This window comes from Bradyrhizobium sp. CCBAU 51765 (assembly GCF_015291725.1).
Taxonomy (GTDB): domain Bacteria; phylum Pseudomonadota; class Alphaproteobacteria; order Rhizobiales; family Xanthobacteraceae; genus Bradyrhizobium; species Bradyrhizobium liaoningense.
The window spans coordinates 8,273,001-8,285,995 of the sequence record NZ_CP030038.1 but is presented as its reverse complement, the minus strand read 5'-3'; the positions used below and the strand labels follow the sequence as shown (position 1 = coordinate 8,285,995).

At 64.2% G+C, this 12,995-nt stretch carries 10 protein-coding genes; 6 read left to right on the top strand and 4 right to left on the bottom strand.

The genetic code is table 11. From position 1 onward, the window contains the following. Positions 1-64 precede the first annotated feature (64 nt). Both XH96_RS38400 and XH96_RS38395 read right to left on the bottom strand, forming a co-directional pair. Positions 65-634 (bottom strand): class GN sortase, encoded by a 570-nt coding sequence (locus XH96_RS38400; protein ID WP_194390420.1) that lies wholly within the window; start codon positions 632-634, stop codon positions 65-67. Between the two features lie 172 nt (positions 635-806). Next, on the bottom strand, positions 807-3,071 hold the full coding sequence (locus tag XH96_RS38395) for a marine proteobacterial sortase target protein (RefSeq protein WP_194390419.1): 2,265 nt from the start codon (positions 3,069-3,071) through the stop codon (positions 807-809). Between the two features lie 186 nt (positions 3,072-3,257). Between XH96_RS38395 and XH96_RS38390 the strand changes: the two genes are divergently transcribed. Together XH96_RS38390 and XH96_RS38385 are read left to right on the top strand one after the other, a co-directional pair. Then, positions 3,258-4,019, top strand: coding sequence for a helix-turn-helix transcriptional regulator (locus XH96_RS38390; protein WP_194394415.1), 762 nt, complete (start codon positions 3,258-3,260; stop codon positions 4,017-4,019). 195 nt (positions 4,020-4,214) lie between these two features. Continuing rightward, positions 4,215-5,228 (top strand): IS5 family transposase, encoded by a 1,014-nt coding sequence (locus tag XH96_RS38385; RefSeq protein WP_194389004.1) that lies wholly within the window; start codon positions 4,215-4,217, stop codon positions 5,226-5,228. Between the two features lie 380 nt (positions 5,229-5,608). On the opposite strand, the gene XH96_RS38380 is transcribed toward XH96_RS38385, so the two are convergent. Continuing rightward, positions 5,609-6,832: an ABC transporter substrate-binding protein gene (locus tag XH96_RS38380; protein ID WP_194390418.1), complete on the bottom strand. Its 1,224-nt coding sequence runs from the start codon at positions 6,830-6,832 to the stop codon at positions 5,609-5,611. A gap of 75 nt (positions 6,833-6,907) precedes the next feature. Further along, the gene (locus tag XH96_RS38375; protein WP_194390417.1) at positions 6,908-8,458 is read right to left on the bottom strand and encodes a long-chain fatty acid--CoA ligase; all 1,551 of its coding nucleotides are present in this window, start codon (positions 8,456-8,458) and stop codon (positions 6,908-6,910) included. 257 nt (positions 8,459-8,715) lie between these two features. On the opposite strand from XH96_RS38375, the gene XH96_RS38370 reads away from it, so the two are divergent. From XH96_RS38370 to XH96_RS38355, 4 genes are all read left to right on the top strand, one after another. Continuing rightward, on the top strand, positions 8,716-9,852 hold the full coding sequence (locus XH96_RS38370) for an acyl-CoA dehydrogenase family protein (RefSeq protein WP_194390416.1): 1,137 nt from the start codon (positions 8,716-8,718) through the stop codon (positions 9,850-9,852). Positions 9,853-9,964: 112 nt separating this feature from the next. Then, positions 9,965-11,128, top strand: coding sequence for an acyl-CoA dehydrogenase family protein (locus tag XH96_RS38365; RefSeq protein WP_194390415.1), 1,164 nt, complete (start codon positions 9,965-9,967; stop codon positions 11,126-11,128). Further along, positions 11,128-11,784, top strand: a complete 657-nt coding sequence (locus tag XH96_RS38360; RefSeq protein ID WP_194390414.1) for a glutathione S-transferase family protein — start codon at positions 11,128-11,130, stop codon at positions 11,782-11,784. Before XH96_RS38365 ends, XH96_RS38360 begins: the two co-directional genes overlap by 1 nt. 212 nt (positions 11,785-11,996) lie before the next feature. Further along, positions 11,997-12,797 carry an AraC family transcriptional regulator gene (locus XH96_RS38355; protein ID WP_194390413.1) on the top strand — a complete coding sequence of 267 codons (801 nt, stop codon included), beginning with the start codon at positions 11,997-11,999 and terminating at the stop codon, positions 12,795-12,797. Positions 12,798-12,995: the final 198 nt, after the last annotated feature.

The following is a 12,995-nucleotide window of genomic DNA, read 5'->3' as shown; positions in this document are numbered from 1 at the left end:
GGGGGTGGTATGCCGTACGGTGGAATGAGCGACGCTGGCGCGTGTCGTCAGCTCGGTGAGTGATCTACCTGTCGGCTCCAACCAATGTTGCATGCAGGACATAGCGCTCGGGGCCGGAGGTGACGGCGTCGAATGGCCAGCAGGTCGCGAGAACAAGCTCGAAGCCCTGTGTCGTGGCGTCGATGCCCGATGCATCGAAACGGACCACGGCCGAGGAATCCGCGCGATAGCTGAAATGTCGACCGTCGCGACCTGTGACATCGATGATGTCACCAATGATGACATTCCGCAGGAAGCGGAAATGAGTGTCGCGATGGGCGGCATAGACCGCAATCCCGCGTTCACCCGCATCAGCCGTTTGGTGGATATGGCCGGGGCCAAAAGCGAGCGCCTGTCCGCTCGCGCCTTCCAGCACGATGGCGCTGGCACCGATCCGCTTGACCTCGATCCGCGCGACCGGCCATGTGTCGGCCCACGACCATGGCTTCACTGCCTGTCCCGTCGCAATGCTTCGGTCGAACGCCCGCTCCAGCAGCACCTGCGCGAGCCATGCCTTGGCGTGGATGTAGGCGCCGTCTCCGAACAGGAAGAGGCCGACGAGTACCAAGACCAGAGGGGAGATGAGGCGGTGCATTGTCTCCACACCCGTCATTGCGAGCGAAGCGAAGCAATCCAGAGACTTTCCGCGGAGGCAGGCTGGATTGCTTCGCTACGCTCGCAATGACCTTCAAAGAAAAAGGCGCGCGCGGCCGTTTGTAGGGGACGGGCAGCCGCGCGCGCTGACAGAGGAGTTGGGGGCTCCTCTCTCAAGCGGCGTCGGTGAGCAAGCGCCGACGCCGGTTGAACACGAACAGGATCAGGGCGAGCACGATCAGGATCAGGCCTGCGATCATATTCAGTTCGGCCGAGGTGGCAGTCTTTGGTAGGCGGATCGTGTCGGGTGCCGCGGGTTTCGGTTGCCTCGCTGACGGTTGGTTGTGCGCGTCGGCATGGCGTTCGCGCAGCTGTGTCGGCGTCAGGTGCGGGCGTTCGCCGAACACCTTCTCGAAATCCCAGCCGGCGGGCAGATTGATCGGCAAGTCGCTGAGCCTGAGCGGCTCGCCTTCGGGCCGGCTCGGCGTCCTGTCGACCGCAACGAGGCTGGTCAGCCGCGTGACGATCTGATGGTCGAGCGCCAGCGCCAGGATCGCCTTGTCGGATTCTTCGGGCGTCATCTCGCGCATGGTGCGCGCCACTTCGGCATCGCCGATCTTGCGCTTGGCCCAGAGCTTTGACAGGCCCTTGCCTTCAGCGGCGCTTTGCAGCGGCAGCGTCACCGACCACGGGCGATCGCCGACGCGTCCCTTGATTTCAAGTGAGCCCGCAAGCTTGTCGAGCCTGGCCGCCAGCACCAGCGGCTCGTCACGATAGACGTCCGGAATGATCGCCGGGGTGATGTCGGCCTTGGCGTCCGAGAATCGCGCGGTGAGGCCGGTCACCGCCGGATTCTCCAGCTTGGCGAACAGGCCGCGCATGCGCTCCTCGACCTGCTCGACGGAGCCGATATGGGTGAAGGCGCCGCGGCCGAGCTCGGCGGCGCGCGTCATCAGGTGGGTGTTGGGCGCCGAGCCGATGCCGACCATGAACACGCGCGAACGGCCGCGCATGGCCGTGATCGTCTCGAACAATTGCTGCTCGTTGCCGATCGCGCCATCGGTCAGGAACACGACCTGGCGGACCATGCTGCTGTCGCTGATCTTGTCGGCGAGCGCAGCGCGCATCGCCGGCACCATCTCGGTGCCGCCGCGCGCCTGCAAGGCGCTGACGAATGAGGTCGCCTCGCCGACATGCGCGGCATCCGCCGGCACCGAAGCCGGAAACAGCACGTCCATGGTGTCGTCGAAACGGATCACGTTGAAGCGGTCATTCAGCTGGAGCCGGCCGAGGGCATAGAGCAGGCTCGCCTTGGCCTGAACGATGGAGGTGCCGCCCATCGATCCGGAATTGTCGATCACGAACACCACCTCGCGGGGCAGCGGCTTCTGCGTTGCCTGCTCGACGGCGGGCGGAGTGACGAAGGCGAGCAGGTAATCGGAATCGCCGACATGCTCGCGGAACAGTCCGACGGACGGCGCCATCCAGGCGGCCGGCTTCCAGGTCAGCTCGAAATCGCGATCGGCGGGGACGGCGCCATCAGCGAGCGTGACGATACGCGTCGTGTTGTCAGGACTCTCGACCTTGACGTTATGGTGGTGGCTCCTGACCTCGCCGAGCGCAAAGCCGGCCTTCAGACGCACTATGATGTTGGTCGGGTTGACCGGCGCATGTCTGGCGGGATCCAGCACAGGCGGCGAGATGCGGTCGCGATCCGGAACCGGATCAGACGTCGCTGCGCCCCACCCCGAGCCGTCCTTGCGGAAGTCGACGCTCTGCACGATCGGCGCCGGATTGTAGCGCGGCGCGACCACCAGCGGCACGCGGAGCGAATATTCGTCGCCGGCTTGATGCACCGGCTCCTGATACTCGATCTGCACCAGCACGGTCTCGCCGGGACCGATATTGGCGACCGAATTGGTAAAGATGTTGGGGCGCTCCTGCTCGGTGAGCGCCGCCTTCTGCCCGGCGCTTCGCGCCTGCTCGTAGATCACGCGGGCTTGCTGCCGCTCCTTGATGTCGCCGACGATGACGTGGTCGCCAACCACCATCTTCAGCGTGTCGACGGCACCATTGGCCGCGAGCGGATAGACATAGGTGGCCGCGACCCAGTCCTTGGTTGGATTGCGGAACAGTTGCGTGACGCGGGCGCGCAGCGTCGGACCCGACACGGTGATGTCGATGTCGGTGCCGAGACGGATCGCCTCGGTGGTGGCGCCGTCGTCCTTCAGGAGCAGGCTGCCCGACCGTGCCTCGCCAGGTTGGAGGAGGCTGGCCTGCTCGGCTGTTGCCGACCAGCCCGTCCCGAAGCTCACCAGCAGGGCCACGAAGGCCACCAGCATCACCGCGACGCCCTGCGCGAGGAGGAATAATCCGAGCTTGATCAGCCGGCCCAGCAGGGGGTGTTCGTCACTGTCGGCTGCGTCGTAGGTTTCCATTTGGCCTGCTCCCGTTGGCTGTTTGCTGGCCCTCAGGATCGGCCTGGAGAGGCTGATTTCGCGAGCAGAATGATCTGCAATGTTCCGCCGCGGCCGGCGCGAGCAGGCCGTCGCCGGGCGGCCATGTGCGGTTTTGTGCTGGTTTGTCCGCCCTGCTAGAATGGCGCTCCCAGGGCAGGGTTGATGATGCAAATGCAGGCCGACAAGCAGCTTTCGGACGAGCAGAGCCGCGAGATCGCGGAGACCATTCGCGAAGAGCTGGCCAGACGCCGGATCTCCCGGCAGGCGCTGGCCGAGCAGGCCAAGCTCAGCCTGTCGACGCTGGAGAAAGTGCTCGGCGGCCGCCGGCCGTTCACGCTGGCGACGACGGTCCGGCTGGAGCAGGCGCTGGGCGTCTCCTTGCGCAAAAGTGCCATCGTGGTGACGCCTCCGGCGGCGAACGACGTCGCGCCCGACAGCCTCGGCTCCTATGCGCATCGCGCCGTGACCTGGCTCGAGGACGTCTACATCACCCTGCGGCCGTCGTTCGGCGACAAGGATGCGATCTTCGCCTATCGCACCGAGATCGCCTGGGAGCCGAAAGTCTCTTCACTGGTCTTCCGCGAGGGCGATCGGACAGACGCCGCCTACGAGCACACCGGCGAGGTCGCCGTTCCCCATCAGTCCGGCTTCATCTACCTCGTCATCATCAAGCACGGCCAGCATCGCGTGATCACGGTGTCGCGGCCGACCGTTGCCGGCGAGATGTACGGCATCATCTCGACGCTCCGCGCCGGCCCCGGCTCCCAGCTCACGCCGATCGCCGCGCCCATCGCCTATGTGCCGATCAGGAATATCGCGAAGCCGTCGTTGGGACGGGTCGCCGTCGGCGATGCCAACTATGAGCTGTACCGGAAGCACCTGCGTCGCACGGTGGAGGAGCCTTTTGCGCTCTTCCTGCCGGCATAGCCTCGTCGCTCGTACACAAGAAGATAGCGGCCTTTCGGCCGGCAATCCGCCGGGGAATATTCAACCGGTCCGGACTAAAGCGCGATGAAATGAGACTTGCCCGCGCAACGATGGAGGTGCGCTCCCTCTCCCGCTTGCGAGAGCTTTGCATATTCGCGAATCTGCGATTCCCTAGACCGCTGAGGGAGGACGGGAATGGCCTATCGACAGGTTGGACAACCGAGCTTTGCGGACGCGCTGGTGTCGCGACGGGGAAAAGGCAATCCGGTGCTGAGACGGATTGGGGACTTGGTCGATTGGGCAGCGGTAGGGGGCGTGCTAGGCGGTCTGCCGGAACCGGAGCGTGGGGCGCCGGCCTATCCGCGGCTGGTGATGTTCAAGGCGCTGTTGCTGCAGCAATGGTACGGGCTGTCCGATCCGGAGCTTGAAGAGGCGCTTGATGACCGCGCCTCATTCCGCGATTTCTGCGGCTTTGTGCTCGGCGATGAGACACCCGATCACGCCACGATCTGGCGCTTCCGCGACAGTTTGCAGCGGGCCGGCCTGGACGAGAGGCTGTTCGGTGAGATTCTGCGCCAGATCGATGCGCATGGGCTGGTGGTGCGGCGGGGTACACTAATCGACGCGAGCCTGATCCCGGCGGCGGTGAAGCCGCCGAAGCCACCAGAGGAGCCGCAGCCCCCCGGCCCGGACGGTCGGGCGCCGAGCAAACTGGTCAACAGCAAGCGCGATCCGGATGCGCGATGGACCAAGAAGGGCGGCAAACGATACTTCGGCTACAAGGCCCATGTTGGCATCGACCAGGGCTCGGCAATCATCCGCCGCAGCAAGCTGACCGATGCTGCGGTCAACGATACGGTGCCCGCCGACGAGTTGGTCTGTGGTGATGAGAAGGCGGTCTATGCCGACCAGGCCTATGACAAGCACGAGCGCCGTAGCGGCCTGCGCGCGCGAGGCATCAAGCCGCGACTGATGTTCCGGCCCAACAAGCATCATCCGCTGACCGCGCGGCAGAAGCGCTTCAACGGTGCCGTGGGAAAGCGCCGCGCACCGGTCGAGCAGGTCTTCGCGCGCCTCAAGGGCAGCTACCGCTGGGCGCGCGCCCGCTATCTGGGCTGGGCGCGCAACCAGACGCATCTGCGCCTGATCTGCCTGGCAATGAATCTCAAACGATGGGTGGCGTTGTCTCCTGCGGGAGTTGCCGCATGACCGCCCAACCCAATCAGTCGACCACGAAAGCGCAAACCTTCGATGCCGCCGACGTCCAACGCTACGCAAAAAAACGCCCAACAGCGGCAATCACTCCCCCGCGTCCAATTAAGCAAAGCTCTCGCTTGCGGGAGAGGGTTGGGGAGAGGGGGCTTCCGCAATGGGACAATCCCCAAGAGGAGAGAGCCCTCACCCGGCGCTTCGCGCCGACCTCTCCCGCAAGCGGGAGAGGTTGCACCGAGCCCGTGGCAATCGATTCAACCTAAAGCCATTCCGCTCTAGAGCCTTTTCCGTTCCGATGGAATCGGAACGGGGCTCTAGATTCTTGTTTTGACGCGTTTTCTTGACGCGAACCGGTGTCCACTTCGCTCGAAAACGCTCTAGCCTCCGGTCTCGGCGCTGATGATGTCGCCGAAAAGCTCCCACTGACCAGCCTTGAAGCGGATCATCTTGAGCTGCTCGATCGGCGCGAAGTCGTTGGCGCCGGTGTTGATCTTGATGCCGGGGATCAGCGTGTCGGGGGCAAAATCCTTCAGGCTTGCGGCCTGCTTCATCACGTTCTCGCGCGTCAGGTTGTCGCCACAATGCTTCAAGGTCTGAACCAGGGTCTGCGCGGCGGCATAGCCGTAGACGATGTTGGTGTCGGAGACGTTGGCGCCCGGCATGTATTTGTCGATGAAGGCGAGAAACTTCTTCATGCCTTCGTCGTCCTTCCATTGCGGGTCCGATGCGTCCTTCAGATAGCTCGCGGACAGTACCCCTTCCGACGCATCGAGCCCGGCCGGCTTCATCACCGCGCCGATCGAGATCGACACGTCGGTCATTACGTGCATCGGCTTCCATTCGAGCTCCGCGATCTTCTTGATCGCCTGCGCCGCGAATTTCGGCGTCGAGATGTTGACGAAGACGTTGGCGCCGGTTCCTTTCAGCTTGACGATGTGGGAATCGATCGAAGGCTCGGTGGTCTCGTAGCTCTCTTCCGCCACGATCAGCGAGGAGGCCTTGTCGCCGAAGATCTCCTTGATGCCGGCGACGTAGTCCTTGCCGAAATCGTCATTGGCATAGAAGATCGCGACCTTCGCGTCGGGCTTCGCCTGCAGGATATATTTCGCGAAGATCCGCGCCTCGACCCGGTAGCTCGGCTGGAAGCCCATGGTCCAGGGAAAACCCTTGGGATCGTTCCATTTGCTGGCGCCGGTTGCGAGGAAGAGCTGAGGGACCTTCTTGGCGTTGTGATATTTCTGCACGGCGGTCTGGGTCGGCGTGCCCAGCGCGTTGAAGACGAGGAACACCTCGTCGCTCTCGATCAGCTTGCGGACCTGCTCCACGGTCTTGGGCGGCGAGTAGCCGTCGTCATATGAGATCCAGTTGATCTTGCGGCCGTTGATGCCGCCCTGGTCGTTGATCATCTTGAAATAGGCTTCCTCGGTCTTGCCGATGATGCCGTAGGCGGAGGCGGGACCCGAATAGGCCTCGACATTGCCGATCTTGATCTCGGTGTCGCTGGCACCCGTGTCGTATTTCTTTTGCGCGTAAGCGCCTTGAACCGAAAGCAAGGTCAGGGCTGCTGCTGCGGCGAGTAACGCGATTTTCTTGTTCTTCATGGAAATTCCCTGGAGTTTCTTGTTGGTAGGGCAGGCACTTCAAAAAAGGAAAAGCGCCCGCGAGGGGCGCTTTGGTCAGGCATTGGCGACCTTCTTGTCCACTTCGGAAGCCACCGAGAACTCCTTGCGCAGGGTCGGCTTGTGGATCTTGCCGGTGGCGTTGCGCGGCAGCGCCTCGACGAAGCGGATTTGGCGCGGGCATTTGAAACGCGCCAGATTGGCCGCGCAATGGGCGAAGACCTCGGTCTCCGTCAGTTTCTGGCCGGGCTTGACCGCGACGATGGCAAGGCCGACCTCGCCCCATTGAGCATCAGGGATGCCGATCACGGCGGCCTCCGCGATGGCCGTGAGCTGGTGCAGGACGTTCTCGACCTCGGCCGGATAGACGTTCTCGCCGCCGGAAATGTACATGTCCTTCCAGCGGTCGACGATATAGTAGAAGCCTTCCTCGTCGATGCGGGTCGCATCGCCGGTGTGAAGCCAGCCGTCGGTGAAGGACGTCTTGTTCGCCTCCGGCCGGTTCCAGTAGCCGGGCGTGATGTTGGGGCCTCTGACCCAGAGCTCGCCGAGTTCGCCGATATCGGCATCGCTGCCGTCCGGACGCACGATGCGCACTTCCGTGTGCAGCACCGGCTTGCCGGCGGAGCCGGCCTTGCGCGCGGCATCCTCGCGGTCGAGCACCAGCACGGCCGGCGAGGTCTCGGTCATGCCGTAGCCCTGCTGAAGTGCGACGCCGCGCGCCTCCCACACTTTCAGCAGCGGCACCGGCATCGGCGCGCCGCCGACACCGCCGACGATCAGCCGGCTGAGGTCGGTCGCGGCGAAGGCCGGGTGCTGTGCCATGAACTGGTAGATCGCGGGCACGCCGAAGAACACGTTGATGCCCTGCGCGGGATCGTTGATCAGGCCGAGCGCCGTGCCGGGATCGAAGGCGCGCATGATCATCACCGTGCCGCCGGCGTGCAGCACCGGATTGGTGTAGCAATTGAGCCCGCCGGTGTGGAACAGCGGCAGCACGGTGAGCAGCACCGAGGCCGGCCCGATGCAGGCGGGGCCGCCGAGATTGACGCAGTTCCAGAAGGTCATGCCATGCGTGATGGTCGCGCCCTTCGGATGCCCCGTCGTGCCCGAGGTGTACATGACGGTGGAGACGTCATCGAGCGTGACGTCTTCGGCTCGGTCGAGCGGCTTCGCGGCGGCGATACCGGCTTCATAGGTGCCGCCGGGGCCGAGCAGCAGGCTGGTCGCAACGTTGCAGAGCTTTGCGACGGCGAGCGCCGTCTCGGCGAGGTCGGCATCGTGGATCATCACCTTCGGCGCACAATCGGCGGTGATGAACTGGAGCTCGGGAACGGTGAGGCGTGTGTTCAGCGGAACGAAGATGGCACCCAGTCGGCCGCAGGCGAACTGCACCTCCAGCGTATCGGTCGTGTTCAGCGCCAGCACGGCGACGCGGTCGCCGCGCGAGACCTTCAGCGTGTGACGCAGGAAGGAGGCAAGGCGCGAGACGCGGGCGTCGAGCTGCAAGTAGCTGAAGCGGCGCTCGCTTGCGAGGTCGATCACCGCAACCTTGTTCGGCGTGCGGCGGCCATGATGGGCAATCCAGTCGTAGTAGCGAACGGCCAAGAATTCCTCCCTCGGCGGTCGGTGCCGCCCTCCCTCTTGCTGCCCGTGCAGCATGCCCGGTGTGGCGCTAGCCGGAGTCTGTGCAGCAACGTTTTTTTGAGCCAGAGTTAGCCTGTACGGGACGAAAATCGTCTTGCGTGGAGTTGCTAGGCCATAGGCTGCGGTGCAGCGACTCCCATGGCCAGCCACTCCGCGCAAGTGAATGGCAAATGTTCCAGCCATGGTGGACGAGCGAATCCGCCAACAGGGCGAGATAAATGAAGAGCCCGTTCTATACCGCCGAGCACGACACCTTTCGCGACGTCATGCGCCGTTTCGTCGAGAAGGAGATCACCCCGTTCGCCCATGAGTGGGACGAGGCCGGTGAATTCCCGCGCGCGCTCTATCGCAAGGCGGCCGGGATCGGCCTCCTGGGGCTCGGTTTCCCCGAGGAATATGGCGGGATCACCGCCGACCAGTTCATGAAGATCGTCGCCAGCCAGGAGCTGGCGCGCGCCGGCGCCGGCGGTGTCAGTGCCAGCCTGATGAGCCACACCATCGGCTCGCCGCCGATTGCGCGCGCGGCTCGGCCCGAGGTGAAGGCCCGCGTGCTGCCGCAAGTGCTGTCCGGCGAGAAGATCTCCGCGCTCGCGATCACGGAGCCTGGCGGCGGCTCCGATGTCGCGAACCTGAGCACCCGGGCCCGGCGCGACGGCGATCACTACGTCGTGAGCGGCGAGAAGACCTTCATCACCTCAGGCATGCGTGCGGACTATCTGACTGTTGCGGTGCGCACCGGTGGCGTGGGCGCCGGCGGCGTCAGCCTGCTCCTGATCGAAGGCGATACGCCCGGCCTGTCGCGGACGAAGCTGAAGAAGATGGGCTGGTGGGCCTCCGACACCGCGACGCTGCATTTCGACCAATGCCGAGTCCCGGCCGAGAACCTGATCGGCGCGGAGGGCCAGGGGTTCAAGATCATCATGCAGAACTTCAACAGCGAGCGCATGGGCATGGCGGCAAGCTGCACCGCCTTCGCGCGAGTCTGTCTCGACGAGGCGGTTGCCTATGCGAAAGAGCGCAAGACCTTCGGCAAGCCGCTCGCCCAGCACCAGGTCATCAGGCACAAGATCGTCGACATGGCGCAGAAAGTTGCGGCTTCGCAAGCGATGCTGGAGATGCTGGCCTGGCGGCTCGAGCAGGGCGAAAGCCCCGTCGCGGAAATCTGCATGATGAAGAACCAGGCGACGCAGACCATGGCCTTCTGCGCCTCGGAGGCCGTGCAGATATTCGGCGGCGCCGGCTTCATGCGCGGCATCAAGGCCGAGCGCATCTACCGCGAGGTCAAGGTCAATGCCATCGGCGGCGGCACAGAGGAGATCATGAAGGATCTGGCGTCGAGGCAGATGGGGTTGTGATAACCGTCGTCCCGGGGCGTGCGCAGCGCGAACCCGGGACCCAGAGATGAGTCCGATGATATCGAGATTCCGGGTTCGGCGCTTCGCGCCGCCCCGGAATGACAGGAGCAAAATGCTATTCACCGCCGACCACGACGACATCCGCCGCAGCCTGCAGAAATTCATCGCGAACGAGATCAATCCTCACGTCGATGAATGGGAGAAGGCCGACATCTTCCCGGCGCACGAGCTGTTCAAGAAGATGGGCAATCTCGGCTTCCTCGGCCTGAACAAGCCGGTCGAGTTCGGCGGCTCGGGCCTCGACTACTCCTACGCGCTGATGATGGCAGAGGAGTTAGGGGCCATCACCTGCGGCGGCGTGCCGATGGCGATCGGGGTGCAGACGGACATGGCGACGCCCGCGCTGGCGCGATTCGGCTCGGACGAGGTCCGTCGTGAATTTCTGGCGCCCTCGATTACCGGAGATTACGTCGCCTGCATCGGCGTCTCCGAGCCCGGCGCGGGCTCGGACGTCGCCTCGATCAAGACCCAGGCGCGCTCCGACGGCGACGACTACGTCATCAACGGCGGCAAGATGTGGATCACCAACGGCACCCAGGCCGACTGGATCTGCCTGCTCGCCAACACCGGCGACGGGCCCGTTCACCGCAACAAGTCGCTGATCTGCGTGCCCATGAAGAGCAAGGGCGTCACGGTCGCGCGCAAGCTCGACAAGATGGGCATGCGTTCCTCCGACACCGCGCAGATCTTCTTCGACAATGTCCGCGTGCCCAAGCGCAACCGGATCGGCGAGGAGGGCAAGGGCTTCACCTACCAGATGATCCAGTTCCAGGAGGAGCGGCTGTGGGGCGCGGCCGCCTGCCTCAAGTCGCACGAATACATCATCAACCAGACCATCGAGTACACTCGCAATCGCAAAGCCTTTGGCCAGAGCATCCTCGACAACCAGGTCGTGCACTTCAAGCTCGCGGAGATGCAGACCGAGGTCGAGCTGCTGCGCGCGCTGATCTATCGTGCCGCCGAGCAGCTGGTGGCGGGCGAAGACGTGACGAGGCTTGCGACCATGGCCAAGCTGAAGGCCGGCCGCCTCGGCCGCGAGCTCACCGACGCCTGCTTGCAATATTGGGGCGGAATGGGCTTTACCAACGAGACGCCGGTCAGCCGCGCCTATCGCGACAGCCGCCTGACCTCGATCGGCGGCGGCGCCGACGAGGTCATGCTGATGGTCCTGTGCAAGATGATGGGTACGCTGCCCGGCAGCAAAGGGAGTGCCTGATGATCACGCTCTATCACTGCGACGCCGCGCGCTCGTTTCGCCCGCTCTGGATGCTGGAGGAGATGGGGCTGCCCTATGAGCTGAAGATGCTGCCGTTCCCGCCGCGCGTCTTCGCCAAGGAATATCTCGCGCTCAATCCGCTGGGCACGATTCCCTTCATGGTCGACGGCGAAACGAAGATGACCGAATCCTCCGGCATCTGCCATTATCTCGGCATCAAATACGGACCGACGCCGCTGATGGTCGGACCGGAGGATCCCGCCTATGGCGCCTTCCTGAACTGGATGTACTTCAGCGACGCCACGTTAACCTTCCCACAGACGCTGGTGCTCCGATACACCCAGCTCGAGCCGGAGGAGCGCCGCAACCCGCAGGTTGCCGGCGACTACGCAAAATGGTTCTTGGGGAGACTGCGCGCCGTCGAGGCAGCGACGGCGAATGCCGAAACATTGTGCGCCGGCCGCTTCACCGCCGCTGACATCGTGATCGGCTACGCGCTTCGCCTGGCGAGCAACATTGGCCTCGCCAAGGATTTTGGGCCAAATGTCGCAGCCTATTGGGCTCGCCTGCAGCAGCGCGACGGTTTCAAGCGCGCAGTTGCTGCGGAACAGAAGGCTGGTGCCGAGCAGAATGTTGCAGCGAGGGTGAGGGCGTAAGTTTCCGTCATTCCGGGGCGGTGCGCAGCATCGAGCTCCGGTGCGCCATTGCGCACCTGAGAATATCGAGGTTCCCGGCTCGGTCCTGCCGACCGACTCGGAACGATGGCGCCTGTTTTCATGACAGCGCTATCCTATCGTGACAGCGCCCAAATTTCCGCTAAGGTGACCTCCGTCCGCAGCGGCCAGAGAGCCGCGCGAGGAGGACCCCAATGGAAGATAAAGGTCGCGAATCCGACCATCTGATGCTGATCACGCCCGAGCGGGTATTCTATGCCGGCCTGCTCGGCCGGCCCCGCAAGCGCACCCCCGGTAGCTGCCATGTCTATGTCGCGGTGAAGGGCAGCCTGCATCTGACGATCGACGACGTCCAGACCTCGGACGAGTTGGTCGTGACCCTGCCGAACCAGCGGCACACCATCGCCAGTGACTATCGCACCGTCATCAGCGTGACGCTGGAGCCGGAGAGCATGCCGGATGGCGTGATCGAGGCTTTGGCCGAGCGGCTGTGCGGTCCGGACAAGGCGGCCTATGCCCGCAAGATCCTCGCCGCCTACGCGCTGCTGCGCCAGCGCCGCTATGGCGACATCACCACCGCCGAGTTCGACGAGATGTGCTTTGGCGAGGCGCTGCCGCGCCGCGTGCTCGATCCGCGTGTGATGCGTGCGGTCGCCCGCATCGGGCGTTTCTCCGGCGAGCCGGTGACGGCGGATACGTGTGCGGCGGAGGCGGGCCTCTCGGCATCGCGCTTCCTGCATCTGTTCAAGGAGGAGACCGGCATCTCCTTCCGCTCCTTCCGTGCCTGGAAGCGTGCGCGGCATCTGCTGCACTTCGCCAACCAGGACCTCAACCTCGCCCATCTCGCGCAGGACATCGGCTATCCCGACTCGACGCATTTCAGTCACTCGATCCGCCGCTTCTACGGATTGAAACCGCGTGCGATCTTCGTCGGCTCGCGGGACTTGGCGATCTATCGCAGCACCGAGACGGTGCGGTTGGCAGAGGCGGGTTAGGCACCGCTCTCGGAGCTCTCGTAGGGTGGGCAAAGGCGCTCTTGCGCCGTGCCCACCAGCTCTCGGAAATTGACAAGGATGGTGGGCACGATTCGCTTTGCCCACCCTACCAAAGCTCGTCCTTTCCCAGCTTCTCCGCGCAAGAAGCCGCATGTCGCGCGTCACATGATCGCAAGCGTTGAATTCTCAACGTGCGAG

Bases quoted from the DNA above. Each gene is read 5' to 3' on its own strand.
- XH96_RS38395 (WP_194390419.1), bottom strand. From the start codon at position 3,071: ATGGAAACCTACGACGCAGCCGACAGTGACGAACACCCCCTGCTGGGC.
- XH96_RS38355 (WP_194390413.1), top strand. From the start codon at position 11,997: ATGGAAGATAAAGGTCGCGAATCCGACCATCTGATGCTGATCACGCCC.
- XH96_RS38400 (WP_194390420.1), bottom strand. From the start codon at position 634: ATGCACCGCCTCATCTCCCCTCTGGTCTTGGTACTCGTCGGCCTCTTC.
- XH96_RS38390 (WP_194394415.1), top strand. From the start codon at position 3,258: ATGCAAATGCAGGCCGACAAGCAGCTTTCGGACGAGCAGAGCCGCGAG.
- XH96_RS38360 (WP_194390414.1), top strand. From the start codon at position 11,128: ATGATCACGCTCTATCACTGCGACGCCGCGCGCTCGTTTCGCCCGCTC.
- XH96_RS38385 (WP_194389004.1), top strand. From the start codon at position 4,215: ATGGCCTATCGACAGGTTGGACAACCGAGCTTTGCGGACGCGCTGGTG.
- XH96_RS38380 (WP_194390418.1), bottom strand. From the start codon at position 6,832: ATGAAGAACAAGAAAATCGCGTTACTCGCCGCAGCAGCAGCCCTGACC.
- XH96_RS38370 (WP_194390416.1), top strand. From the start codon at position 8,716: ATGAAGAGCCCGTTCTATACCGCCGAGCACGACACCTTTCGCGACGTC.
- XH96_RS38365 (WP_194390415.1), top strand. From the start codon at position 9,965: ATGCTATTCACCGCCGACCACGACGACATCCGCCGCAGCCTGCAGAAA.